This is a genomic window from Bacillus sp. NPDC094064 (genome assembly GCF_050279585.1).
Classification (GTDB): Bacteria; Bacillota; Bacilli; order Bacillales; family Bacillaceae_G; genus Bacillus_A.
Genome location: NZ_JBNNUI010000001.1, coordinates 547,515 through 573,950, shown reverse-complemented (window position 1 = coordinate 573,950; position 26,436 = coordinate 547,515). Strand labels below are relative to the sequence as shown.

Sequence of the window (26,436 nt, the reverse complement as noted above, 5' to 3'; positions counted from 1 at the left end):
TAATATATAGTTTATACTGTTATCATGTATAATACAGATGAAATAGAAATTCAGAATAACGAGGCAAATATTATGAACTTTGTTTATATTAATCAAAACGTATTAAATAATCTTCTATACATTTTAAGTAGTATATTTGTTTTTTATTTTATATATGATAATGGGCACTATTTAAAGAAATATAGAACACTACTTATTACTGTTTGTACGATTATCCCACTTATTTTATGTATGCGTTATCCTATCTATATGGATGAGAATTGTATTCATGATTTAAGGCAAATTCCAGTTTTAATAGGCACACTTTATGGTGGATTCCCTGTCGGTATCATATTGTTTATTATTTTATTAATTACAAGATTTGCATTTTATGGATTTAACATGTTAACTGTCATTGTTTACGGCACAATGTTCATAATTACAGCTTTCGCATCTGCAAAATTTAATGCATATAATAGAAAAGTTAAAGTAGCTTTTTCTATGTTTTTAACTTTTTTCCTAGCAATATTTACAACTGTGATTGTATTAACTTTATCAGACTTTGAAGTAAATAATTTGTATATTATTTATTTTATAATATTACCAACTACTTTGATGCTATTTATTGTTTATTTTAATGAAGTGCTAAAAGATGCAGTATATATGCGCTCGAAGTTGATTAAGATGGAAAAAATGGAGATTGTTAGCCAACTAGCTGCTAGTATATCACACGAAGTAAGAAATCCCTTAACTGTCGTAAAAGGATTTACACAACTTTTAAAAACACCAGATTTAACTCCAGAATCAAGAGACAAATATATTGAACATATACTCGAAGAGTTAAATCGAGCCCAAGTAATAATTGATGATTATTTAACGTTTGCTAAACCCGCATCAGAAAAACTAGATTATATTTCAGTAGAACAAGAGTTAAATCGAGTTATTAATATGATATTGCCATTATGTAATATGAATACAATACATATTACAAAAGACTTCGCTAAGGCAACAATTGTTGGTAATAAGCAGCACTTTCAACAATGTTTTTTAAACTTAATAAAAAATGCTATTGAAGCCATGCCTGATGGTGGTACCTTACATATTTCCTCTTCTATTAGTAATAATAAAGTTATAATACGAATTGAGGATAGCGGAGTTGGAATGTCACAAGAGCAAATAAATCGATTTGGTGAACCATATTTTAGTACGAAAACGAAAGGTACAGGTTTAGGTACGATGGTTGCTGTTAAGATTATCGAAACGATGCAAGGTACTTTAAAAATTCGAAGCGTTATTAATAAAGGTACAACATTAATGATTACTTTTCCAAAACATAACGAAAATCCATCTTAAAACAAGTAAAAAAGGAGCATAATAGCTCCTTTTTTCTTTGTTTCGATACATAAGTATCTACTATGTTTTTTTAGTTTACATTAGCGAATACTAATTAAAAATTAATATCCTCCGCCCCAACAGCTGCATCCAACAATAATTAATAAAATAAACAACACAACTAATAAAGCGAAACCTCCACCAAAACCACAAGAACCACCGTGACTCATATTTTCTCCTCCTTTTGGTTTGAAAACTAATAGGTAGTTGATCATTTTAACTGGTTCGTATTATACATTATGTAAATATCCCTTTTTTGAGCATGTCTGCATAAAATAAGTAAAAGCACTCCTTTGAGAGTGCTTTAAAATGGATACCAAAAGTCTTGAAATACATGTAATTTTAAATAGACTGCAAAAATTAAAACGAAGACACCTATAAATAAAGCGATAAAATCCCAAGCGGTTGCTTTTTTTGTATAGAACCACGTACGTTTATCCTTCTTTCCAAATCCTCTTAAATCCATTGCATTTGAAACCGTATCGATTCTTTCTAGCGAATGAATAATTAGAGGCCAGAAAATTAAAATACGATTTTTCATGCGAATCCATAAACTTGCTTCTCCTTTTTCGAAAGCTACTCCTCTCACTTCTTGTGCATGCTTAATAACTTGATATTCAGACTGAATATCAGGTATGTAACGTAATGCAATATTTATTGCATATGTAATTTTATAATGAATGCCAAGTTTACTTAAGCTACTCACAAATTCACTTGGATCTGTCGTATAAATAAAGAGGAGTGTAAAAGGTAATAACGTAAAATACTTTAATGAAAGCGTAGCCGCATAAAATAATGTTTCATATGTAATTGTCGCATAACCAATATATATAAACGAAGTATATGATCCGGTTAATTCAGATCCATGGGTTGGTGTAATAAATAAAATCATAACAGAGTTTAATAAACTAAATGTAAATATAACACTAAAAACAATTAAAATTTTACGAAGTGGAATTTTAGAAAGTAAAAGTCCAATACACCCAATAAAAAATAAAACTAGCAATATACGAAAATCAAAAAATAAAAAAGTAAGCGTCATACAAAAAATAAATAAAAACAATTTCACTGCTCCATCCATACGATGAAAATATGTACTATGCACCTTCCCCCCTCCTATTATCGTCGAAATAAAGTTCTATAAACTTTTCTGGACATGAAACTCCGCTAAATGTAACAAGCTTGAATAAAGAACTTTCTCTTAAGTTAGCTCTTTGTAGTATTTCTTGATTTCCTAATACAGCGGACACAGTATTATCTGCAATTATTTCTCCTTCATGTAGTACTATCGCTCGGTCTCCATATTCTAATGCTAGATTCATATCGTGCGTGATAAAAATAAATGAGATTCCTTTTTTAGCTAATTTTCTAATAAACGACATGAACTGTTTATAATGGTAATAATCTTGTCCAGCTGTCGGTTCATCTAATATGATAAGTTTTGGATTCATTGTTAGTACAGTTGCAATAGTTAATCTCTTCTTTTGTCCGTAGCTTAGCGCCTGAATTGGCCAATTCCGAAATGGATATAAACCACAAATTTTTAACGTTTCTTCTGCTCTATTCTTAATTTCTTCCTTTGAAAAATTTTTTATTTTTAAAGTAAATACAACTTCTTCTAAAACAGTTGGTTGTGTAATCATATGATTTGGGTTTTGCATCACATAACATATACTCTCCCCACGTTTGCGAATAGACCAAGAGTTAATCGGTATTCCATCTAACAAAATTTCTCCATTTTTTACTTTGTTTATACCAATTAGACTATGAGCTAATGTTGATTTCCCAGCTCCATTATGGCCCAAAAACGTTACAATTTCTCCTTCATATATTGAGAGATTCACATTTTTTAATACTTTTTGATTGTTAGGGTATGAAAATGATAAATTCTCCACTTTAAGTAATTCCTTATTTTTAGTATTACGTTTTAATATAACTTGCTTGTTCATCCACTCATTTATAACGCTATTAATCCTTTCCTTTTGCAGATTTTCAATTGGATATATTAAGTCATTTTTTCTATCACAATGCAATCTCTTTAATGCTTCGATGTAAATAGGCTCTCTTAAGCCGATGTGTGGTAATATATTTGTCGCTAAAATCTCTTCCGGTGTCCCTATCGCAACAACTACACCTTCATCAATTAAAATAATTTTATCTAAATCCAAATTTAAAATTTCTTCTATTCGATGTTCAATAATTACAATTGTTTTATTATATTGTTTATGTATATCTTTAATAAGTTCGGTCGTATGTAGGCTGCTTAGTGGATCTAAATTTGCTAACGGTTCATCGAACAATAATATATCGGCATTTGTTGTTAACAGACCTGCTAGAGAAACGGTTTGCTTTTGACCCCCTGACAATTCATGTGGTCTTTGTTTATGAGAAGTATGCATCTTCACCTTTCTTAATGAGTCCGAAACAATCTTTTTCATATCATCTTGATGTACACATTCATTTTCTAAATAAAAAGCTACATCCTCCTCTACTGTTAGACCAATAAATTGAGAGTCTTGATCTTGCAAAATTGTGCCTACATGTTTACTCTGCTCAAAAATACTGCCTTCCCTCGGATCTTTACCAGCAATTGAAATATTTCCCGTACTAATCCCTTCATATGAAAATGGGATTAGCCCATTAATACAATGAGCTAATGTGGACTTTCCTGAACCGCTTCGTCCAGCAATTAATACTTTCTCCCCAGGGTATATATGAAACGTAATATCTTTCAACGTAGGCTGTGCGGCATGCCTGTATTGAAAGTTAAATTGTTCAAAAGAAATAATCGGTCGCATATTAACACCCCTACTTTTCAATTTTTAAATGTGTATGTTTCTTATTAGATTTAGCTAAGCCAATTGTAATTGGTAATCCAAGAACTAAGAATACAATAACATCAGCTATTGTCGCTCCTAATACTTGTATAACAATTTTGTCAAACGGTTCTCCCATCACAATAATATCGAATGCTCCAGCAAATATAATCGCGATGACAATACCAACTAATCCAGTAATTGCAAAATAAGAAATATCGCCTTTACTATACGCCCCATTTTTCACACTAAAGCCATTCCTTTTTTGAATGAGACCCATCGCAAAACCGATAATACCTGAGCTAATAACCCATCCCCACCAAATACCAAATCCAGCAATTGTATCTGTTACGGTATGACCGATAAGCCCTATTAACAGTCCCGCCACTGGACCAAATAATGCTCCAAAAACAGTTAAAATGGCTAATCCAGGTTTAATAAATGTATTTGGTGCAATAGTAAATCCCCAAAGTCCTAATATCCCGTATAATGCTGCTCCAATTCCAATTGCTACCACTACCTTTGTTGCTAATTTATTCATTACAATTCCCCTCTCATATTAGTCAGCTTTAATTACTCTATATTTGTTTAAAAAACGAATTATGCATCGACACTCCCTTTCTATACAACAAAAAATGACCTCTTACATAAGAGGTCATTTTCTTTCACGTTCAAGAATCCTCTTATCTTTCAAAAAACACATCGTGTCCTCTGCGGAGTTAGCACCTTCCTATGAATTTACATAGGGGTTGCTGAGGTTTCTTAGGGCCGTTCCCTCCACCTCTCTGGATAAGTATTAATTTGTAATTCGTATTATGGCACTAAGAAAGAAAAAATTCAATACTTTTCTAATTATTTTTTATTTTTCGTTAAATAGATTATTTATATCATTGTATTCTTATCGGAATTATGAAATAATGAATTCAAAATTGTTACGGGAGGAATATATGATGAAAGTAATTGGTTTAATTGGTGGACTAAGTTGGGAATCTACCTCACTATACTATAAACATATTAATACACTTACACTTTCTCAATATGATCAAAATGCGAAGCTCGTTTTATATAGTATGGACTTTGGTGAAGTAACTACTTTATTACAAAACCACCAATATGAAGAAGTGAAAAATGAATTAGTGACAGTTGCAAAAAAGGTTGAAAAATCTGGGGCTGAATGTTTATTAATGTGTTCAAATACGGTTCATTTATTTGCTGAAGAAGTAGAAAATGCAATATCTATTCCGCTCCTTCACATTGGTGATGTAAGTGCTAAAGAAATGGTAGAACAAAATATAAAGCGTATCGGACTACTAGGAACGAAACAAACGATGGAACAAGATTTCTATACATCACGACTAGCAAATTACAACATTGAGACAATCATTCCAAATGAAGAGGAAAGAACTTTTATCCATCACATTATATTAAACGAATTAAGTAAAGGAATTATTTCAAAATCATCAAAAGAAAGACTATTACAAATTACAAGTTCATTAATTCAAAATGGCGCAGAAGGTATACTACTTGGCTGCACTGAAATACCTTTGCTCATTTCCCAAAATGATCTTACTGTTCCTGTTTTTGACACTGCTTTTTTACATGCAAATACTGCTGTGCAGTTCGCTGGATAATAAAAATATACAAGTGTAACCTTTATGCTTTTATATTGTCCAAACTATTAATTTAACTATGGATTCACAACTACAACTACAACTACAACTACAATTACTATATTACAAAACTATTATTCCTAAAACACTTGCTACGTTATGTTTATAAATAATGGTTATCAATAAAAAAGCATCTGCATAGGCAGATGCTTAGATGTGATAAGGAGTGTTCTGTGAGGTTAGGATAAGCTTTTCAGCTTGTCCTATGCTATCAATATATGATTTATTTTATAAAACGTGAATAGTTAATAGAATTATTTTATGCCTCTTTTCTAATCTATTCCTATATTAAAACGTCTCTAGTTTCTATACATACTTGAGACGATTCACATTTTTCAATTCTCTACTTTTGTCGCTTCTCCAGTTAATCGCTTACTTTTTAATTAAAAATAAGCATCTAAAACTTCTTTTCCAATATTAGAGTTAATACCAGATTTATCATTTATAACCCACGGTACAACAATAGAAAATGCTACTTCTGGATCATCATATGGGGCATATCCTGCTAATGTTAAGTTATAGCATTCTCTACGATCGCCTTTCTCATTTCGCCCAACATCACTTTCTCCACCGTATACCGTTTGTGCGGTCCCTGTTTTACCAGCTGGTTTATACGGTGCTTTTTGGAACGCTCTTACTCCCGTTCCATCCCCTTCTTGGAATACCTTTCTAAATCCTTCTTTTACTTGATTTATATACTCCTCTTTCATATCTACTTTATTTAAAACGACTGGTTCTATTGAATGCACTACTTTACCAACTTCATCTTTTTGAACGGTTTGTTCTCTAATCTCTTGAACAATTTGCGGTTTCATTCGATAACCGCCATTTGCGATAGTTGATATATAGTGTGCAAGCTGAAGTGGTGTATACGTATCATATTGTCCAATCGAATAATCTAATAAGAAACCAGGCTGATCCTTTTTTTCTCTTGTTTCTTCACTTTGTCATAATTTCCTCCTTTTAGCGATTTGAATAATAACGGTACCTCTAGATTAAAAATAATGTACAACTTCTATACATTACTTTGTATGGATATTAATATAACGCTAAAAACTTAATTGAAATTAAAACAAAGATAAAGAAAAGGTAAAGTTTACCAAAGTAAACATAAAAATACCCAATAACAAAAAGTTTAGCTTTTTGTTATTGGGTATTTAGTAATTTAAGAGTTAATAGTCGATTGTATTGATATACAGCTATCATCACAATTTTATAGACATTGTTTACTCTGAATTTTTGGCAAGTAAATCGTTACAGTTGTCCCGACACCAACCTCACTCATAATACTTATTGTCCCTTGATGACTTTCAATAATTTTATAGCTTAACATTAATCCAATACCAGTACCTTTTTCTTTCGTACTATAAAAAGGCTCCCCTAATCTCTTAATTCTTTCTTCAGGTATTCCGATTCCTTCATCTATTACATGAATAATAACGCCCTCAGTATTGATTTTTTTTATATGAATTGAAATTTTTCCGCCAGCTGGCATAGCTTCAATTGAATTTTGTAAAATGTTAATAAATACCTGTTTCAGTTGATTTTCTGAACACTCAATGATTAACTCTTTGGAATCTGTATATAATTCCACATGAATATTTGTCATAATTGCTTTTGTATTTATTAATGATACGACATTTTTAAATATTTGATAAATATTTTTCTTTTCCGTATTTATTTCATCTGTTTTTGCAATCGACAAAAACTCTTGGAGAATCGCTTCTATTCTTTCAATTTCCGAAAGCATAAGATCAAAATATTTTTCTTGATCTTCTTTATTGATTTGAAATAACTGTATAAATCCTTTAATTACGGTTAATGGGTTTCTAACTTCATGAGCTACGCCCGCTGCTAATTGGCCAATTGCTGCTAATGTATCCGATTTATTTAGTAATTCTTCTGTCTTTTTTCGCTCTGTAATATCGCGTACAATAATCATAATTTTATCATGCAATAACGGTAGGCATCTAGCTTCAAAGAAATTAATACTTCCATTAATTGCAAGTGGGTATTCAACAATTGTATTTGTTCCTTTTTCTTTCACTTGACGAATTGCTTCTTGAAATTGCTGCGCTACTTGAGATGGTAATACTTCGTAAAACTTTTTCCCCATAAAAGCTTCTGCGGGTACGTAAAATTTTGTAGGAGATCCTGCTTTATAATCTATAATTGTGCCATCATCTTCTGTTAAGAAACATAAATCGGGTAAAGCTTTAAAAATTAATTCCAATTCAGATGTTTGTTGTTTTAACTGCTTTTCTATCGCTTTTAAATGTGTAATATCTACGCCAACAGCCCAGTAGCTGAATCCTGTTACAGGAAACTGCTCTGATATATTTGACCACATGATTGTTTTAACTTCTCCATTTTTACATGTTAGACGCATTTCCCAATCTCTAAAATTTTTTCCACGAGTCAAAAATTTACTTTGTATTCGGTGACGATAATTATGGTCTGGATACAATAATTGAAGTGCATTTGGATTCCCGATTATCTCTTCAGCAGTATAACCTGTTACAATTTCACATTCACGATTCCATAGAATAAAATCTCCATTATGATCAAGTGCATCAACCATGACAGGCATATTTTGTAAAATTGTATGTAGCTCCTCCTCTTTTTGAGAGAGCAACGTTGCATTTTTACTTTGAAATACTTTTATTACTCCATCTAAAATTAGGTTTGCTAGCATTTCAAAGTATTTTTGACAATTGAACATTTCACTTTTTGGGCACCATACTACAAAAGATCCTAAATATTGATTGTATAAGAAAATGGGGATTTCAATTTTGGGAAGTTTACATATTTTCATTTCATTTATTCCAAATGAAAATATACATACTCTTTCAGCATCAAGAAGTTGATGTGATATGTTTGTTAATTTATAAAATTGTTCTGCCATGGTTTCTATTGTACTCACATCAATAAATTCCCTTAGCCGCGCATTCATTGCTTTTCCACCTCGATATGTAAAATTAATACAAGTCCAAAATTCATACTTCTCCATTATACGAAGAATGTGCGTCTAGGTATATAGCTGTAGAATAATTATTCAAACAAATTTAATTTTTCAATTAAAAATAGATAATAGTATACACTTCAAGTAAAACTTTCATCCATCAGACATTATCCATTCCATACGAAGCGACTTATTATGTGTATATTTCCCTCTAACTTACTTTCGTTAAATTTCAAAATGGTTAACGACTCTTAGCAGAATAAAAATACAAAAAAGAACATAAAGTTCACAAAATTTTCATAATTATCATGAAAATTTTAAACATTTATTCCAATATATTCTATATAATAACAAGTAATAAGGCTTCTATGAATCTCATAGAATACCTTACCCCTAATAAAAAGTAAAAAAGAATCCTCATTGGATTCTTTTTTACTTTTTATGCTAACACATGCGTATACAGAGCATGTGCAACACCGTGCTCTTCATTTGTCAACGTTTCGTATTGACACATCGCTTTTATTTCTTCAACTGCGTTTCCCATTGCAATTGATATATTTGCTTTTTCCATCATGGAAACATCGTTTAGGCCATCACCTATCGCCACAGTATTTTCAACCGGAATATTAAGATGTCCTGCTAAAGTATATAATCCATTTCCTTTTTGAGCATCTCGATGATTAATCTCTAAATTATGCCAATAGGAAGATGTAATTGCTAAATCTGTATTATGCAGAAACTTCTCTTTTAATTGTTTTAATTTCTCAATATCATAAGAAAATGGCAAAAGCTTATGCACATGTATATCTGTTTCTACAATTGGTTTACAACTTTCTGCACTATGAAATGCTGTATGTTCAAGGTATAGTGCTGCAATCGTTTCTAACTCTTTCAAGTCGATATTTTCTTTTGAATTCTTTACGTATTCGATTTCATTACGTACACTCTCTACCCCATATTCCGGTACGTACACACCTTTATCAGTATAAAGCTGATAATATAAGCCATTTTCTTCGAGATAGTTCACAATCTCTAGTGCCTGCATATTTTGAATTGGATATCTCTTCATCATTTTTTTGTCCTTATATATAAGCGCACCGTTTTCTGCAATAATTGGACACTCTAAATTAACTTCTAACAATAATCGTTCAATGTCGACGATAGAACGTCCTGTACAAATTGCTACAACATGGCCCGCTTCCTGACATTTTCGAATTGCTTCTGCATTCTCATTACTAATCATTTTATTCCCCGAAAGAAGAGTTCCATCTAAATCAATTGCGATTAATTTCATTATTTCTTCACCACTTTCTTTAAATACACGAGTTCTAATCGATCAAAAGGTATCGTTCTCATACAGAACTCGTAAAGTACTATTTATTTATAATTTATGAAAAGCGTTTCAGGTCAAGAAATAATTTTAAAAAACATGAATGAAAATGAGATTTATTATCAATACTATAATTAATAAAAGGGCAACCACGATTTGGCTACCCTTCAAAAACTTATATTTCTGGATCGAAAGTTTTACAATCTGTTTCTTCCGTAGTAGAAGCTTGTTTCCCTTTATTACTTACTACATAAATTGCATCTGCACTACATTTGTTACCATTAGCCCAAAATTTACAGTTGTTTACTTCACATAAAACGTCTTGTGCCATAGTATCACACCTCCTTGTTCTATTATCATTAACAAAATTCGGAGGTATGATACTCTTTGGGGTGCATTTTTTATTACCTTTTGAGCTTTCTTAATGGGTCTATATCCCCTCGTACAATAGCATCTATATTTTCAGTTATTTTTTCAATGTCAAAATGCCACCATTGAATTTGCAATAATTCTTCTATTATTTCATTTGAAAATCTCTCTTTTATTTTACTTGCAGGGTTTCCACCAACAATTGTATATGGTGCGACGTCTCTGGTCACAACAGATTTAGCTGCAATTATTGCACCATCACCTATTTTTATTCCAGGCATAATAGTTGTATCCATGCCAATCCAAACGTCATTTCCTATAACTGTATCTCCTTTATATGGTAAATCACATAAATCGGGTGTGAATTTTTCCCATCCATTCCCAAAAACATTAAAAGGATACGCCGAAAATCCATCCATTCGATGATTTGCTCCGTTCATAATAAAGGTAACTCCAGATGCAATGCAACAAAAATTTCCAATAACGAGACGATCTCCGATGAATTCATAATGATATAATACTCGATCTTCAAATGTTTCTCCATCTTTCGCATCATAATAAGAATAGTCACCAACGAGTATATTAGATTTCGTTATTGTATTTTTAATAAAATGAACGTTTTGATTTCCTCCGATTGGGTATTTAACATTTGGATTAGGATTCATTTTGCACAGCACTTCCTTTACCATTCATTTCACTTTCTACCGCTATTATTGGCTTTAAATTGTATATGGGTAAAATAAACAATAATCCAATTATAAATAGTAGAGCCGTTCCCTCATACATCGTACTTAATGAAAACATCTCCTTTAATGAACCAGCAATACTCATCGTTACTACCATTGAACCGGTAAATAGTGGACTTAAAATACCGTTTACCCGTCCAATAAAATCAGTATCGCTATTTTGAATAATGAGCGTATTAATACCTATTTGGATACATGGAAGAGCTAACCCACTAAAAAATTGTGCTGTAAGTGTCACCCATAAATTTGTAGAGTAGCCAATTATACCGATGCCAATTGCCTGACCAAGCATCCCTATAATTAACATTTTTTGCGGAGCAACATTTTTCGCAAATACCATCGCTAAAGCTCCGCCAACAATCATCCCTACACCATTTACTGTTAGTAACCATTGTAAACTCTCTTTTGACAACCCTAACTGCTCAGTCACAATAAATATACCTAGTGGCTGAATTAAACCAATCCCTAGCCCTGCTGCCATAAAACATAGTCCAAGCAAAGTTAATGCTTTTTTCTTTTTCACATATTTAATACCATCAATCATTTCCTGTAACAGCGTTATTTTTTTCTTTTCGGCTTCGTTTTCAAGATCTTTTGGAAGAACTAACAATACAACTGCTGCAAGTAAAAACGCGATACCTGTTATAATGATTGAAATATAAATTCCAAAACTATGAAAAATAAATGTGCCGAGAATTGGCCCTAACACCATAAATATTGCAAATATCGTTTGATATATAGACATTGCTAATTGAATTTGTTCTGCCGATAAATGCTGTTTAAATAACTTCATTCCCGATGGTTGAGAAAACTGAGAAAGGATTGCAGAGATAAGCGTCACAAAAAATACGATTTTCCACGTTCCAAACATAAGTGTAATTAATACTGCAAATACTGATAAAGAACTCAAAGTCTCACACCATATCATTGTCTTCTTTGGCTTCCACCTATCAGCAAAAGTTCCACCAATAAATGAGAAAATAAAAATCGGGGCAAATTCAGCAACTGAGATCATGGAAATAGCGAAAGCATCACCTTTCGTCATCTCCATAACATACAATAATACCGCAAAGTTTCGAACCCATATTCCTATTTGTAGAAATAATGCTGATGCGAGAATCCCTTGCACAAACCGATTTTTTAACACTTGTGATACCCCATGATTTTGTTTCGTTTCCACAGTCGTTGTCATAAAAAAGCCTCCTATTTCATGTTCTGAACAGGAGGCAGCACAAATCATATGAAAAGACTATATTTTCGCGGCGCGAAACACATCCCTTTTCTATAAATGTACATACTAACCCTATTCAGAAGAATATTTCGTTTTTTAACGAAGATCTCTTACAAATAGAATTAGTTGATCATTGGGATGTTTTCACCCTTCCGTTTCGAATTTAAATAACACATACATACTCTATGTAAATCATTTTCGATGTATGCATGTCTAAAAATAAATATTCTAGAATGTTAATGGTAATTCCTCTAAAGAACGCATTAAATAATTACCTTGCCATTTGATTTTTTCACGATTCCCTTTTATTTGTAGTTCAGGCATACGCTTTAACAAAGTAGAAATAGCAATCTTTGCTTCTAACCTAGCAAGTGGAGCTCCTAGACAGAAATGGCTACCATGACCAAAGGCAATATGACGATTATTTTCCCTCGTAATATCAAATACTTCCGGATTTTCAAATACTGTTTCATCACGGTTGGCAGAAGCTAATGCAATGATAACCATGTCTCCTTTTTGTATTGTTTGATCGTGGATTTGAAAAGGTTCAGCCGCCCATCTTGCAGTTGTAATCTCAACTGGAGAATAATAACGTAAACCTTCCTCAATAGCAGTATCAATTAACGTTGGATTTTCTTTTAATAATTGTAATTGATTAGGGTTTTCAAGAAGTGCTAATACCGTATTTGTAATTAAATTCACAGTCGTCTCGTGTCCTGCTACGATTAATAGCATTATCATTGAATATAGCTCTGCAGCACTAAGTTTATGCCCTTCATTTTCTGCAAGTATTAGCGCACTTACCAAATCTTCTTTTGGATCTTTTCGTTTTACATCAACTATATATTGAAGATATGTAATAAACTCAGATAGTTGTTTTTCGATTTCTTTTATTTCTTCAGGTGTTTTTGGCGATGCAATGACAGCATGCGACCAAATTCTAAATTTCGCTTGATCCTCTTTTGGAATTCCAAGCATCTCGCTTATTACAATAATCGGTAATGGGAATGAATAATCATCTACAAGATTTAATGTACCTTTTTGCTCTGCAGCACTTATTAAACTATCCGCGATTTTCTGAATTCTTCCGTCTAATTGTGTAATCATCTTCGGTGTAAAAGCTTTTTGGACTAAAGATCGTAAACGATTGTGGTTAGGTGGATCCGAATTCAACATATGAGTTGTCAAATGATCACTATTGTCAATGGAAAGATACATGTTCTTTGTATCTTGAGGAAACACATTTACCAGATCTTTCTTTAAGCGATTATCTTTTAAAAGTGGCAGAGCATCTTCATATCTTGTAATAAGCCATTCGGCACCTAATTCAGTTTTATTTACAAATAAGATAGGTTGCACTTTTCTTGATTCTTTATAAATTTCATAAGCATCTTCTTTAAAATGAGCTGAAGCTAAATTAATACCATCTTCTATTCTTAGCCCAACTTTATTTTTCATTGACATTGTATTCCCCCACTCTCATTTGCTATTGAAAATCAACCCAACATTTGCATTATACTCCAATAAAAACGTAAAAATTGTAAGTTTTTAATCAGAAGCTTACTTCTTATGTTGAAAAATAAAAAAGTGAGAGAGTAAAATCATTTAGCTCTCCCACTTCTCTTTATGCGAAGCACATAAAATTACTAATTTGTTGATAGCGGTAACTTACTTTACGACGACGGCCACCTTGCCAAGTGTAACCTGATACTCCGTTGCTTCTCACTTCAGTCGGAAAGAACCATAAGTCTCTTCCAAAAGGTCCAGGACGATGTAAACGTAAATATCCCCATCTTCCTAAGCAGTTACACATCCATGATTTCATATTGCCAGCTTGTGCAGGAGAAGCAAATGTTGACGGTAAAGACGGAGCTTGTGATGGTGGTGGTGACGTTGGAGCATCTTCCGCATCATCTGGTCTGTAATCTTCATGTTCAATATCTCTCGCTTCATTTGCTGATGTATACCCATAATTTTGCGGATTATAATACATCGCTTGATCATATGGATAATTTTGTTCGTTATACATAGTAACAAATCACCTTCTTTTCATTAATTACCTTTAACATTCATATGTGATTTGACACCTATAGGAAGCTTATGTATAGCCCAATTTCAAACCGAAAAAAACTTGTATTTTTGTTTTCAAAAATACAAGTTTTTTTAAAATAGAACATATCTTTATTTTTTCAACTTTACACTATAAAAACGCATTTCTTCTAATAAATTTAACTATATAAGAATACTTTGAAGTAAATGTTTTGCTTCATCTTCATACATATCCTCAACAGCATTTTTAATTTTATCTATCATGTAAATCCCTCTATTCATTTCAAAAGTAACATAGACTATAGTGTATCATTTCAGTACAAATATTTAAAAGTTTTATCTTTAGTATTAGTATGTGAAATTTGCTGCATTTTTTCCATTGCAAATTATTTATAACGTATTTTATTTTTATGAAGAAAACACTTTATAAATCTTTTTATTTATATGTATAATTATATAAAACAAAACATAGGAGGAATTTCCATAATGAAAAAACTAATTAATTACAAATACCTTTTAAAAAACTGGCGATATCTTTTCATATGTATACTCCCTACAATTAGTTTATTTTACATTTTCGACGTTACTTTTGAATTACTGTACCACCAAGATTTCTACTTATCTAACTTAATATGTGCTGTAATCTTATTCATTTTATTTATCAATATTAAAGATAAATTTAAAATTAAAGATGATAGTACTTTATGATTAAACGTGATTCTTTTACGTTCAATCCTTTTTTAATTAGATGCTTATTAGAAACTTACACTGCCTCAAAATGATTGCTCATATCCTTTTCTTCTGTACAAATACCTTTTGTTTCTTTCAGTGTAATTGGTATATTGCTATTTATTATATTGATTCGACATGTTTTACAAACAAAAAAGAACATCTTCAATATCGGATGCCCTCATGTGATTTGGAACGAAACGGAACAAAAGAGTTCAGTCTACCTTCTGACGGCGATTCATCTCCACCTGAATTGTTGGGTTTCACCCGTAACACAAATCAGATGAAGTCTTCTTGTCGAAAAAGATAAAAAACTGTGAGAACGTATCCCACAGTTTATCTATGTATGTTAAAATCATTTTTTAAATTTAAATCTTTCTATAAAGTTTCTTTTTCCTCTTTTTCATTTCCTGAAACTAAGTTACCTATAGCATCTGCCGTTACTTCAACTACAAATTCACAAATTCCAGCTACAACTTCTCCAATTACTTCATCCATCTTTTCCCCCCCTTATTTTATGGAACTTATTTGTAGTATAGTAGCAATTCATTAATTGAAACTATCGGAAAAGGTGACACAAACCTTACATATTTGTAAGCTCTTTCATTTTTTCGCTTATCTTCTTTAAACCCAAGTATTTTTAATAGAGATATCGGTCATCATAATATGAGGTAAGTCATAATCCTGTTAGAGGAGGCGTTTAAAATATATTACGTAAAATTAATTAAAGGTCAATCCTTCTATGCTTTTAATCGTCGTTTTTTAGTATCTCAAGAAGAAGAAGTTTCAGAAAAAACGTATAATTACTTACGCCGAAATGAATTCTTCGAAGTACGTAAAGAAGAATTTTCTGCCTAATTTACATTGAAAGGTCAAACCCCTCTCACATGAGAGGGGTTTGACCTTTTTAATTTCCTATATCGATGTTTATCGATTCTTTTATAAATTGATACGTTTCTAATTCTAATTCTGTCACTTTTTTTCTATATATACCAGACTCATTCAAACTTATCCATAACCAACCTTTAAACAAGTCTTTTTTTAATTGACCTGTTATATAAACTCCTGTTTTCATAGCTTGTTCTTCATGTAATAAAACATATTCTCTTTCATTCTCTAATAAACATAAAGTTTCTCCAACCATTTCATCTTTACGAAGGAGGAATTTGTATACTTCCTCTTCAAACTTTACGCTAATCAAATATGTGCTACATGGACTTACTTCATATAGATGCGTTTCTATACTATTCACCTCCTATCAATAATTACATTTTAACATCCGGATATTTAAATGAAAATAGTGTTATATAAGAATTTACAAATGGATTACACATTCATATTTTTACACTATTTCAATATATAAACCTACTAACATTTCGACAAATCAAAAAGATTGAAATCCACTAATGAAACACGTATTATAGACTCTGACTCTAAAAAAGAGCGTGAAAAAATAATACATAAATAAGGAGATTTTATATACGAGTTTTTTATTTTAAAAGACGGAGAGGTTTTATATTATGTGGCGTAATAAAAACGTTTGGATTGTTCTAATTGGGGAGTTTATTGCTGGTCTAGGATTATGGCTTGGTATACTTGGTAACCTTGAATTCATGCAAAAATATGTCCCTTCTGATTTCATGAAATCAGTTATATTATTTATTGGACTACTAGCAGGTGTTCTAGTTGGTCCTATGGCTGGCCGTGTCATCGATCAGTATGAAAAGAAGAAAGTTCTTCTATATGCTGGATTTGGTCGAGTTTTAAGTGTTATTTTTATGTTTTTCGCTATTCAGTATGAAAGTATCGCCTTTATGATTGCATTCATGATTGCACTTCAAATTTCAGCAGCATTTTATTTTCCCGCACTACAATCTGTAATCCCTCTAATTGTTAGTGAACATGAGTTATTACAGATGAATGGTGTACATATGAATGTTGGTACAATCGCTCGTATTGCAGGTACTTCACTAGGTGGAATTCTTTTAGTTGTAATGAGTTTACAGTATATGTATGCTTTCTCTATGGCAGCATACGCTTTATTATTCCTCTCAACTTTCTTCCTACAATTTGAAGACAAGAAATCAACAAAACCAAGTAAACAAGCCGCAAAAGACAATAGCTTTATGGAAGTATTTCGTATTTTAAAAGGAATTCCTATTGCTTTTACAGCACTTATATTAAGTATTATTCCTCTGTTATTTATAGCTGGATTTAATTTAATGGTTATTAATATTAGCGAAATGCAACATGATCCAACGATTAAAGGATTCATATATACAATTGAAGGTGTCGCATTTATGCTAGGTGCCTTCGTTATTAAACGTCTATCTGATCATTTCAAACCTGAAAAGTTACTATATTTCTTCGCAGTTTGTACTGCGTTCGCACACCTTTCGCTATTCTTTAGCGATGTAAAATGGATGGCTCTTGTATCATTTGGTTTATTTGGATTTAGTGTTGGCTGTTTCTTCCCAATAATGTCGACAATCTTCCAAACGAAAGTAGAAAAAAGTTATCACGGACGTCTCTTCTCGTTTCGTAATATGTTTGAGAGAGTTATGTTCCAAATCGTATTACTCGGCACTGGCTTCTTCTTAGACACGATTGGATTACAGTACATGGTCTTAATTTTCGGGGTCATTTCCTTGTTAATTATTTTTATTTCTTTATCAAAACAGAAACAATATGAAAAACAGCCTTCGCAATCTGCGAATTTATAGTATAAACACCTTAGGTATGGATTTAGTTTTATACTGGACCATGCCTTTTTGTTTTATAATAATCCCATTTATTACGTTTATCGAAAATGTTTAAAGGAGTAAACCATCTTACTTGCGAATACATTATATAGCATATTATCTATAAAAAAGGGGGGTAAAGATGTCTGATGGTATGCAGTTATTTATTATTTTTCTTTTTGATATTATTATGTTTGGCATCATTAATTTTTTAGCTATTTCCCTATCTCAACATAGCTTTAAAAGAAGAATTGTGGCAGGTTTTGTATTCTTACTATTAACTCCTTTAGTCTTTTTCAGCACTTTGACCTTCGCTTCTATATTTGATAAAGGTGGATTTGGATCAGCTACCTTGGCCTTCATTATTTCAGGTATATATATTTTAAATGGAATAATCATCCTTCTTTCCTCTACATTAATCCCCATAAAATCATAACAAAAAGTATACTGTTAGGCATGAATTCTAGTATCACGCTAGATTCATGCCTATTATTTTCCCCACCGCTTTTCCCAATTTTTATGTGAAATTTAGTAATTCTTTATAAAAATTTAAACTTTATTTTTTACAATATTCATATCGTACGTTTTATAAGCATTACATACGAAAGGAGCACAAAATGAAAAAATTTCTATTAATATCTCCTATACTCGCCATTCTTCTTAGTGGGTGCAGCAATAATGATATATACGGTTCTTGGGAAATCGTTGACAATAAAAATGGGGAATGTCCTGTATCTTATAAATTTGAAACAATTGTAAAAGAGGAAAAGAAAGTAGAAATTGTACAAAATTTAGTGGAAATGCAAACGACAAATAAAAAAGAAGATTTATATAAAGGTTCGTTTGTAAATAACTCTAGCTTATACCACATTGATTATGGTAACTCCTTTACATCGGATCAATCTTTAAAAATTGTCGATAATAAATTAATTGTATATTTTACTAATGCTGAAAAAATATGTACATATAAAAAAACAAGTGATTAACTATAGGGATTTTACAAAACCGCAAAATATATTTTTGCGGTTTTGTACTATAGATGCTAAAAATATTTCCCCTTTTAAATCCTCTAATTATAATATAGAATTAATTAATAAACATTTTTTATTGTGAGGTGTTTTTTTGAGGAGCTTAAGTTCTTTAATTATATCAACAGTTTGTTCCGTAATCCTTATTCTATGGAGTGCTATTTTATTCTATGAAAAATTCACTACAGGGAATTCATACTATTGGCTTAGCGGCATAATAGGTGTGGTGTTCGTATTCTTTTTAATACAAAATATCCGAGATATTATAAACAAAAACTATAAAACATCTTAACTGTTTTAGAAGAAATATATAATACTCTAATCCTTCCTCTAAATTTGTCAATCGTTTTAATTTTCATAAAAAAATGATAAAATATAAACATGTGTTTTCAGAATAATTAAAAACGCAGAAAGAAAACACAGTTTTTAGGAGGGGTTTTGATGACTTACACGTTAGCAACTAGAATGAAAGCATTCCAATCTTCTATTTTTAGTGAATTAGGGGCCTATAAAAAAGAGAAAATTGCAGCAGGGCATAAAATGATTGATTTAAGTATCGGGAATCCTGATATGCCTCCTGCTGACTTCGTAAGAGAAGCACTGGTACATACAGCGAGTGAAAAAGAAAGCTATGGATATACATTAGCAGGTATACAAGAATTTCACGAATCTGTAACTGAATATTACAACAACACTCATAACGTTATATTAAACGCTGAAAAAGAAGTTTTATTATTAATGGGTTCACAAGACGGACTCGTTCATTTACCTATGGTTTATGCAAATCCTGGAGATATAATATTAGTTCCTGATCCAGGATATACAGCTTATGAAACAGGTATTCAAATGGCCGGTGCAACATCTTACTACATGCCATTAAAAAAAGAAAATGATTTCTTACCTAATTTAGAAGTTATTCCTAAAGAAATCGCCGATAAAGCGAAGATGATGATTTTGAACTTCCCAGGGAACCCAGTTCCAGCAATGGCTCATGAAGATTTCTTTAAAGAAGTAATCGCATTCGCGAAAAAACATAATATTATCGTTGTTCATGATTTTGCTTATGCTGAATTTTATTTTGATGGCCAAAAACCAATTAGCTTCTTATCTGTACCTGGCGCAAAAGAAGTTGGCGTTGAAATTAACTCTTTATCTAAAAGTTATAGTTTAGCAGGTAGCCGTATTGGGTATATGATTGGTAACGAAGAAATTGTCGGCGCGCTTACGCAATTTAAGTCTAATACAGATTACGGTGTGTTTTTACCAATTCAAAAAGCAGCATGTACTGCACTTAGAAATGGCGCTGCATTTTGTGAAAAAAACCGCGGTATTTATCAAGAACGTAGAGATACTTTAGTCGATGGATTCCGAACATTTGGCTGGAACGTCGATAGACCAGCTGGCAGTATGTTCGTCTGGGCTGAAATTCCAAAAGGGTGGACTTCTCTAGAATTCGCTTATGCATTAATGGATCGCGCAAATGTCGTTGTCACACCAGGTCATGCTTTCGGCCCTCATGGTGAAGGCTTTGTACGTATTGCACTTGTTCAAGATAAAGCAGTATTACAAGAAGCAGTTGAAAACATTAAAAACAGTGGTATTTTCTCTCTTGGAAAAGTAGAGGAACTAGTTAAAAATTAATAATAACTCCCCTGCTTAACTTTAGCAGGGGTATTATTATTCCTGGAGGTACGCTATGAATATTAAAGATACTCTTCCCCATCGCTATCCATTTTTAATGATTGATAAAATTACAAACGTTAAAGAATCACAATCAGCTACAGGATACAAACTGATCACAAATAACGAGTGGTTTATTAATGACAATCAAAGAAGTATGCCTCATATGCTAATTGTAGAAGCACTGGCTCAACTTAGTGCCTTTGTAAGTACAGGGGAATCTGTAGGGCTTGGCTTCCTCTCCTCTTTAGATGGGGTAAAATTTCATAAAAATGCGTATCCTGGTGATAAACTTGATTTACATTATGAGCTAACACGTAACCGACGAGGTTTTATTCTCGGCAAAGGAACTGCAACTGTTAACGATGAACTAATTGTTACAGTGGAGAAACTATTAATTTATCAAGCTGATTAAACAACACATAGTTAGGAGTAGAAAAATGCAGCGTGCTATCGGGATTGATGCTGGAGGAACATTAACGAAAATTGTTTACTATAACGTAGAGAATAAAATATCTTTTGAGAAATTTTATTCATATGACCATCAAAAGATTAAAGAATGGCTTCATCAAAACAAATTCATTACAAAATTATGCATTACAGGTGGTAAAGCGGCCCAATTGCAAGATTTACTTTCGGATTCATATGAGACAGTAACATTAAATGAATTCGATGCTACTATAACAGGTGTGCACTATATCCTAAACAAAGAAAAGCAAACTATCAATAATTTTGTATTAACAAATATCGGTACAGGTACATCGATTCACTACGTTCATGACAAGCGATATGTTCGTGCCGGTGGAACTGGTGTTGGCGGCGGTACAATTATGGGGCTTTCAAAACTGTTAACAAATATTGATCAGTTTGAAGATGTAATCCCTCTAACAAGAGTAGGATCTAGAAAAGATTTAGATATTACAGTTGGAGATATTTATGACGGGATTCTCTCCCCCATTGATAATAGCTTAACAGCTAGCAATTTCGGGAAAGTAGCCATTACAGAGTCACATTTTAATAGCTCAGATATACTTGCTACCATTCAAGGACTTGTAGGTGAAGTTGTTACTGCATTAAGCCTTCAATTCGCCGAAGCTAAAAATATTGACCATATTATTTACATCGGTTCTACTCTATGTAATAACGGACATCTTCAAAGAATTATAAGTAGCTATACAGAATATCAAAACAAAATACCAGTCTTCCTACAAGATGATGGTTACAGCGGTGCAATTGGTGCTTTGCTTCATGTCACGAATTAAAAAAGCTGACTTGTGTCAGCTTTTTTGCAATGGTACTTCAAATTCAATAATTGACTCTCCGTTCTCCCCAATACGTTCTACACTAATTCTATTAATTACACACGTTAACTTCTCATAAAAACTAGGAATATCATTAACTACTTCCACAGCTCGCTCGGCACATTCTTTTCTCCCTACTGTTATATGCGGTATGTACGGAATGTCCCCTTCCAAAAATTGTGATAATAGTCCTGTATACAGGATATCATGTAGTTCTTCTATTTGTTCTTTTCCTCTCTCTCAAAACATTTGTCTTTATTGCCTTAAATTGTTTGTTCAAATGAAACTTTACGAATAAATATACTACTAGTTATGATATAAAGAATAGTTAATCCGATTGAAATAACAGTAAAATAAGGAATGTCGATTAAAGATGCATCGTTTGTAAATATTAAACTTGTTATCCCCACTTCTCCATAAAGTACACTATTAATTGATAAGAAAAACGTCCCACCAATCATAAGACCGATCCACTTAAATCGTTGCTTAAAAACTACTACTACTTGAAAGAAACTTGCTATTGTAACATAAAATAAAAATTGCAAAATAAACTGTTGTACTAATAGTTCTCCAAAGCTAACATTCCCCTCATTATATTTTATATCTTGTAAAAGCATTACTTGAAGAAATGAAAATAGTGCGGATTGCAGTACAATATAACAAATCGCTCCGATAAAATATTGTATCCTTGTCACACCAAATGATATAGCTAAACGAAATAAATCATCTTGTATGATGAAAGTACTCCCTATTATAAATATCATAATTGCTATAGAAGGATTATTGATAAATTCGGGTAAATAACCAATTTTCATTCCATATAAATTAACAGCATTCATAGCCCCTTTTATTAATAAAACTACGATCCAAAATATTAAAATTGCTTTATAATGAAAATTTATATGTAACTTCAACTGCTTGATTAACATCGTCATTTCACTTCACCACCAGTTATATGAATAAATAGTTTTTGTAATGTAATTTTATCAACTACTAATCCTTCTTTTTCAAGAGAGTCATAATCTCCATTAGTAAATTCTTCCCATATAAAAGCAATGCCCTTATTTCCATAAACTTCTCGATTTATAACTTTTTTATTAATCGAAAACGCATCTACTTTATCTTTTTGTCCTGAAATTATATGCCCCTGTTGTAATATATCTTCCACTGATGATTGAACAACTAGTCTTCCTTCTTTTATGATGATTACATCTTCAATTACATGGGTTACTTCTTCTACTAAATGTGTTGATAATATAATTGTTCGGGGATACTCACCGTAATCTTCTAATAGCAAACTATAAAACAACTCTCGATGTGCTGCATCTAAACCGGTAGTCGGCTCATCAAAAATAGTAATTGGCGCCCTACTTGCTAGACCTTGAATAATTCCTACGACTGTTTGCATGCCATGTGATAGTTTATGGTATTTCTCTGTCATATTAATCTGAAATTTACCTGCAATTTCTTCAGCATAATTTTGATCCCAATTTTTATAAAACATGCTACACATCTTAAAGATTTCTTTTACTTTATAACTTAAATGAGCTTCTTCTTTCACTCTAACGAAACAAATATTTTGCATCGCTTTACTATTTTCAAATACATTTTCGCCAAATACCGCTACGCTTCCACTACTTGAAATAATTTGACCAGCAAGTAAGTTTAATAAAGTCGTTTTTCCCGCTCCGTTCCTTCCGAGCAAACCATATATTTTATGCTCTTCCAATGAAATCGTTACTCCATTTACAGCTACTTTCTGTTTATATTTTTTCATTAAATCTATCGTTTCAAGTGCAATCATCCCTCTTTCCCCTCCTTTGTAATTTTTTGAATCATATCCATCAATTCATCTTTTGATATTTCTAGCACTTTTGCTTCTTCCCACACTTTAGGTAAATATTTGGTCATAAAAGTATTTTGTCTTTTTTTAAGTACAACTTCTTTCGCTCCCTTTGCAACAAACATTCCAATCCCTCTCTTTTTATATAAAATCCCCTCATCCACTAATACATTTACCCCTTTAGCTGCAGTAGCTGGATTAATTTGTAACATCTTTGCAAATTGATTTGTCGATGGAACTTGTTCTTCTTCAAGTAATATGTCTTTTAAAATATCAGATTCAATTGTTTCTGCAATTTGTATGTATATTAACTTATTTTGCTCCAGAGCCGGTTTCACATTTTCACCACCTTAGGTTCATAGGTTCATTACTTATGTGATTAACCATATCACATTAAATTATTTATTTCCATAAATTTCTTTTATAAAAAAAGAGAGTCATTCGATTAAGAATGACTCTCTTTCTAAAAGTTCGAAGTTTCAACTCTTGTCCTCAAATTCTTTTCATTTATACCATTTTGACAAAAGTTAAACTGTTGTCCCTTTATAGACTTTGTACGATCTACTATCTGCCCTAAATGATAACTTGTATGCTCCACTAAATGTAATAAACTATGAAGTTCAATATGTCTTTTTTCTTCCGATGCTTGTATATATGCTTTACCCCATTCATCAAATACTTCTTCAACGTACTGTAGCAAAACTTCAGAACTTTGTCGTTTTACTGGAAAATACTCCTCGATTCCCTTTTCAAAAACTATATTTGGATTTTTATAACGACTAGTATTTCTCTGTATATGTTCACAAATATGCAATACAATTCCACCAATCGAGTTAACAGAAGCCTCGTCTTTCCACAATTCTTCTTCACTAATGAACCTAATCGTATGTACTAGCTTAGGTAAATAATGATCCTGCATTCTATGATAAGAAATTTTATAAACTAACTCCATCTTCCTCCCCCATATCACTTCAATTCCCTCACAGGATGTTCCTCAAAAAACTGTTTTCGGAAATCTTTATTATTAACAAGCGTATTTATTTTTTCTAAATTACCACAAAAGAAGTTTATTACGTTACCCTTATTCCGTGTATGATCTCCCTTTGGAAAATCATCAAATTCTTTATAAAGTATCGGTAATAGCTCTTCTCTTTTTAGTGAGAAAGTCTTACTCTTTTGCATTTGATACTAAAATCGCAATATAAATCGCATTAAAGAGAAAGTTCTTCTTCATCGTATCCTTCCCATCAAACCAATACGTCTCAATCATATCTTCTGTAAGATTCCCATTCTTCTTTGCACCATATTTCACCCTTCAAACTTAAACTTTGAAATGTTTCACCACCAGGTAAGTTTGTAACAATCGCAACCACATCTGAATTATTTCCAACGTATGTTCCAGCATATTTCTTAAAATCTCCAGATCTAACATCATCTATTTCTTTTATTCTTTCTCCGTTAGAACAAGCAGTAATAAATAAAAAAATTGTTAGCATAACGAGCATGTTATGATGCATATATTTCATTTAACATCCCCCATTTTTATCGATATTTCGTTAATTACAATACTTCTTTTCAAATCCCTTTTTAATATACGCATTTTAATCAAAATTAAAAATTTTCAATTTTTATGTTTACAATTATCCATTAATTGTATATAATTACTAACGTAAGAAAAATATTCTAAAAGGAGGTCGAAGGAAATGATGAAATTACATTTACATGCTTTAACTTTAGCGTTAACTGCACCTGTGTTTTTCGGACAATTAAATATGAATTCGACCACCCTAACGGAGAATTGAAAATCGTACTTTATTTCTATTAATTCATAAATTCGCCACAGGAGGTCGTATACTTTCCTGTGGCTTTTTCACGCCTCGCCATAGGAGAACTATATCTTCCTGTGGCTTTTTTGTGCGATTTTTTAGTCTCTTACATTATTTTTTAAAGAAAGGAGCAACATTCGATGACTATTAGCGTATTGTTTTTAAGTATTACGATTCAAAGAAATACAATTTCCAAAGCTAAAATTTTTCATAATGAACAGATTGAAAAAGCTATGAATGATGTTAAGGAGCGCCAAGTGCTGTATTGTGATCACCTGTAATTCCTTTTCGAAAGGAGGAATTCGTCTATGACTTTTCATATTTTCTTTTTTACGACTGCACTTCAGAAAAAAACATTATCTGAAGATGAAATTATTCGTAACCAGCAATTAAAACAAACTATGGATAAAATAACGGACATTAAAAGTTCGCATTATACACAAATGTGTTAAAAATATATTTTAAAGGAGCAATATCTTAATGAAATTTAAAGCATTCTTTTTAACCATTACCATTCAAAAACGTAGACTTTCACAAAATGAGGTTTTACACGATCAACACGTTCAAAATACTATGGACGAAGTAAAAGAGCTTCAATCCTCTTTTTACAACCGTCTTTTCTAAATAATTTTTAAAGGGGCAAAAATCTAATGAAATTTAAAGCATTCTTTTTAACCATTACCATTCAAAAACGTAGACTTTCACAAAATGAGGTTTTACACGATCAACACGTTCAAAATACTA

The 26,436-nt window shown here is 31.8% G+C and carries 30 protein-coding genes, 3 pseudogenes and 1 riboswitch; of the genes and pseudogenes, 14 read left to right on the top strand and 19 right to left on the bottom strand.

Annotation, left to right across the window (positions count from 1 at the left end):
- Positions 1-24: 24 nt before the first annotated feature.
- Entirely contained in the window at positions 25-1,332 is a 1,308-nt protein-coding gene (locus ACQKNI_RS03035; protein WP_098252052.1) for a sensor histidine kinase, read from the top strand.
- Positions 1,333-1,433: 101 nt separating this feature from the next.
- Here ACQKNI_RS03035 and ACQKNI_RS03030 read toward each other — a convergent pair whose 3' ends face one another.
- From ACQKNI_RS03030 to ACQKNI_RS03015, 4 genes are all read right to left on the bottom strand, one after another.
- Complete coding sequence (locus ACQKNI_RS03030; RefSeq protein WP_088229366.1) at positions 1,434-1,541, bottom strand: YjcZ family sporulation protein; 108 nt, start codon at positions 1,539-1,541, stop codon at positions 1,434-1,436.
- Positions 1,542-1,675: 134 nt separating this feature from the next.
- Positions 1,676-2,476, bottom strand: a complete 801-nt coding sequence (locus ACQKNI_RS03025; RefSeq protein ID WP_088229367.1) for an energy-coupling factor transporter transmembrane component T family protein — start codon at positions 2,474-2,476, stop codon at positions 1,676-1,678.
- The gene (locus ACQKNI_RS03020; protein ID WP_088229368.1) at positions 2,469-4,169 is read right to left on the bottom strand and encodes an ABC transporter ATP-binding protein; all 1,701 of its coding nucleotides are present in this window, start codon (positions 4,167-4,169) and stop codon (positions 2,469-2,471) included. The genes ACQKNI_RS03025 and ACQKNI_RS03020 overlap by 8 nt, the downstream gene beginning before the upstream one ends.
- 10 nt (positions 4,170-4,179) lie before the next feature.
- Positions 4,180-4,728 carry an ECF-type riboflavin transporter substrate-binding protein gene (locus ACQKNI_RS03015; protein ID WP_088229369.1) on the bottom strand — a complete coding sequence of 183 codons (549 nt, stop codon included), beginning with the start codon at positions 4,726-4,728 and terminating at the stop codon, positions 4,180-4,182.
- A 139-nt stretch (positions 4,729-4,867) separates the two neighbouring features.
- Positions 4,868-4,983, bottom strand: a riboswitch (SAM riboswitch).
- Positions 4,984-5,134: 151 nt separating this feature from the next.
- Here ACQKNI_RS03015 and ACQKNI_RS03010 point away from each other — a divergent pair.
- Positions 5,135-5,818: an aspartate/glutamate racemase family protein gene (locus ACQKNI_RS03010; RefSeq protein ID WP_140417265.1), complete on the top strand. Its 684-nt coding sequence runs from the start codon at positions 5,135-5,137 to the stop codon at positions 5,816-5,818.
- A 422-nt stretch (positions 5,819-6,240) separates the two neighbouring features.
- On the opposite strand, the pseudogene ACQKNI_RS03005 reads toward ACQKNI_RS03010, so the two are convergent.
- The 8 genes and pseudogenes from ACQKNI_RS03005 to ACQKNI_RS02970 form a co-directional block, all read right to left on the bottom strand.
- Positions 6,241-6,783, bottom strand: a pseudogene (locus ACQKNI_RS03005) (penicillin-binding transpeptidase domain-containing protein); the annotation flags it as partial.
- A 287-nt stretch (positions 6,784-7,070) separates the two neighbouring features.
- Positions 7,071-8,810: a PAS domain-containing sensor histidine kinase gene (locus ACQKNI_RS03000; protein ID WP_098252049.1), complete on the bottom strand. Its 1,740-nt coding sequence runs from the start codon at positions 8,808-8,810 to the stop codon at positions 7,071-7,073.
- Positions 8,811-9,258: 448 nt separating this feature from the next.
- A complete protein-coding gene (locus tag ACQKNI_RS02995) occupies positions 9,259-10,113 on the bottom strand; it encodes a Cof-type HAD-IIB family hydrolase (protein WP_088229371.1) in 855 nt (284 codons plus the stop codon).
- Between the two features lie 211 nt (positions 10,114-10,324).
- Entirely contained in the window at positions 10,325-10,480 is a 156-nt protein-coding gene (locus ACQKNI_RS02990) for a DUF1540 domain-containing protein (protein ID WP_000046093.1), read from the bottom strand.
- Between the two features lie 73 nt (positions 10,481-10,553).
- Complete coding sequence (locus ACQKNI_RS02985; RefSeq protein ID WP_088229372.1) at positions 10,554-11,183, bottom strand: Vat family streptogramin A O-acetyltransferase; 630 nt, start codon at positions 11,181-11,183, stop codon at positions 10,554-10,556.
- Positions 11,173-12,456 (bottom strand): MFS transporter, encoded by a 1,284-nt coding sequence (locus tag ACQKNI_RS02980; RefSeq protein ID WP_427282183.1) that lies wholly within the window; start codon positions 12,454-12,456, stop codon positions 11,173-11,175. The genes ACQKNI_RS02985 and ACQKNI_RS02980 overlap by 11 nt, the downstream gene beginning before the upstream one ends.
- Before the next feature lie 267 nt (positions 12,457-12,723).
- On the bottom strand, positions 12,724-13,959 hold the full coding sequence (locus tag ACQKNI_RS02975) for a cytochrome P450 family protein (protein ID WP_088229374.1): 1,236 nt from the start codon (positions 13,957-13,959) through the stop codon (positions 12,724-12,726).
- 160 nt (positions 13,960-14,119) lie between these two features.
- Entirely contained in the window at positions 14,120-14,524 is a 405-nt protein-coding gene (locus ACQKNI_RS02970; RefSeq protein WP_088229375.1) for a hypothetical protein, read from the bottom strand.
- A gap of 503 nt (positions 14,525-15,027) precedes the next feature.
- Between ACQKNI_RS02970 and ACQKNI_RS02965 the strand changes: the two genes are divergently transcribed.
- Together ACQKNI_RS02965 and ACQKNI_RS02960 are read left to right on the top strand one after the other, a co-directional pair.
- Positions 15,028-15,252, top strand: a complete 225-nt coding sequence (locus tag ACQKNI_RS02965) for a hypothetical protein (RefSeq protein WP_071712151.1) — start codon at positions 15,028-15,030, stop codon at positions 15,250-15,252.
- Between the two features lie 726 nt (positions 15,253-15,978).
- Positions 15,979-16,131, top strand: coding sequence for a YqbF domain-containing protein (locus ACQKNI_RS02960; protein ID WP_071712142.1), 153 nt, complete (start codon positions 15,979-15,981; stop codon positions 16,129-16,131).
- Positions 16,132-16,180: 49 nt separating this feature from the next.
- Here the strand turns inward: ACQKNI_RS02960 and ACQKNI_RS02955 are convergent, their stop codons facing one another.
- Entirely contained in the window at positions 16,181-16,474 is a 294-nt protein-coding gene (locus ACQKNI_RS02955; protein ID WP_240522805.1) for a hypothetical protein, read from the bottom strand.
- Between the two features lie 319 nt (positions 16,475-16,793).
- Between ACQKNI_RS02955 and ACQKNI_RS02950 the strand changes: the two genes are divergently transcribed.
- From ACQKNI_RS02950 to coaW, 6 genes are all read left to right on the top strand, one after another.
- Complete coding sequence (locus ACQKNI_RS02950; protein WP_427282180.1) at positions 16,794-17,996, top strand: MFS transporter; 1,203 nt, start codon at positions 16,794-16,796, stop codon at positions 17,994-17,996.
- Between the two features lie 160 nt (positions 17,997-18,156).
- The gene (locus ACQKNI_RS02945) at positions 18,157-18,450 is read left to right on the top strand and encodes a hypothetical protein (RefSeq protein ID WP_098266420.1); all 294 of its coding nucleotides are present in this window, start codon (positions 18,157-18,159) and stop codon (positions 18,448-18,450) included.
- 181 nt (positions 18,451-18,631) lie between these two features.
- Positions 18,632-19,000, top strand: coding sequence for a hypothetical protein (locus tag ACQKNI_RS02940; RefSeq protein WP_098768501.1), 369 nt, complete (start codon positions 18,632-18,634; stop codon positions 18,998-19,000).
- A 483-nt stretch (positions 19,001-19,483) separates the two neighbouring features.
- On the top strand, positions 19,484-20,683 hold the full coding sequence (locus tag ACQKNI_RS02935; protein WP_144492208.1) for an LL-diaminopimelate aminotransferase: 1,200 nt from the start codon (positions 19,484-19,486) through the stop codon (positions 20,681-20,683).
- 55 nt (positions 20,684-20,738) lie between these two features.
- Positions 20,739-21,137: a 3-hydroxyacyl-ACP dehydratase FabZ family protein gene (locus ACQKNI_RS02930; protein ID WP_144492209.1), complete on the top strand. Its 399-nt coding sequence runs from the start codon at positions 20,739-20,741 to the stop codon at positions 21,135-21,137.
- 25 nt (positions 21,138-21,162) lie between these two features.
- The gene (gene coaW, locus ACQKNI_RS02925; RefSeq protein WP_098266416.1) at positions 21,163-21,984 is read left to right on the top strand and encodes a type II pantothenate kinase; all 822 of its coding nucleotides are present in this window, start codon (positions 21,163-21,165) and stop codon (positions 21,982-21,984) included.
- Positions 21,985-21,999: 15 nt separating this feature from the next.
- Here coaW and ACQKNI_RS02920 read toward each other — a convergent pair.
- From ACQKNI_RS02920 to ACQKNI_RS02895, 6 genes and pseudogenes are all read right to left on the bottom strand, one after another.
- Positions 22,000-22,263, bottom strand: a pseudogene (locus ACQKNI_RS02920) (2'-5' RNA ligase family protein); the annotation flags it as partial.
- Positions 22,264-22,286: 23 nt separating this feature from the next.
- Positions 22,287-22,958 (bottom strand): DUF4052 family protein, encoded by a 672-nt coding sequence (locus tag ACQKNI_RS02915; protein WP_427282176.1) that lies wholly within the window; start codon positions 22,956-22,958, stop codon positions 22,287-22,289.
- Positions 22,955-23,827: an ATP-binding cassette domain-containing protein gene (locus ACQKNI_RS02910; protein ID WP_427282175.1), complete on the bottom strand. Its 873-nt coding sequence runs from the start codon at positions 23,825-23,827 to the stop codon at positions 22,955-22,957. Before ACQKNI_RS02910 ends, ACQKNI_RS02915 begins: the two co-directional genes overlap by 4 nt.
- A complete protein-coding gene (locus ACQKNI_RS02905; RefSeq protein ID WP_427282174.1) occupies positions 23,824-24,204 on the bottom strand; it encodes a GntR family transcriptional regulator in 381 nt (126 codons plus the stop codon). The genes ACQKNI_RS02910 and ACQKNI_RS02905 overlap by 4 nt, the downstream gene beginning before the upstream one ends.
- Positions 24,205-24,329: 125 nt before the next feature.
- Entirely contained in the window at positions 24,330-24,818 is a 489-nt protein-coding gene (locus ACQKNI_RS02900; protein WP_427282173.1) for a DinB family protein, read from the bottom strand.
- A gap of 14 nt (positions 24,819-24,832) precedes the next feature.
- Positions 24,833-25,392: pseudogene (locus ACQKNI_RS02895) on the bottom strand (DUF4825 domain-containing protein).
- Between the two features lie 440 nt (positions 25,393-25,832).
- Here ACQKNI_RS02895 and ACQKNI_RS02890 point away from each other — a divergent pair.
- The 4 genes from ACQKNI_RS02890 to ACQKNI_RS02875 form a co-directional block, all read left to right on the top strand.
- Positions 25,833-25,973 carry a YrzI family small protein gene (locus ACQKNI_RS02890; RefSeq protein WP_088229386.1) on the top strand — a complete coding sequence of 47 codons (141 nt, stop codon included), beginning with the start codon at positions 25,833-25,835 and terminating at the stop codon, positions 25,971-25,973.
- A gap of 27 nt (positions 25,974-26,000) precedes the next feature.
- On the top strand, positions 26,001-26,144 hold the full coding sequence (locus ACQKNI_RS02885) for a YrzI family small protein (RefSeq protein ID WP_088229387.1): 144 nt from the start codon (positions 26,001-26,003) through the stop codon (positions 26,142-26,144).
- Between the two features lie 28 nt (positions 26,145-26,172).
- Positions 26,173-26,316: a YrzI family small protein gene (locus ACQKNI_RS02880; protein WP_098253499.1), complete on the top strand. Its 144-nt coding sequence runs from the start codon at positions 26,173-26,175 to the stop codon at positions 26,314-26,316.
- Between the two features lie 26 nt (positions 26,317-26,342).
- Positions 26,343-26,436: YrzI family small protein (locus tag ACQKNI_RS02875; protein WP_098882331.1), on the top strand; the 94-nt coding region annotated here is incomplete at its 3' end.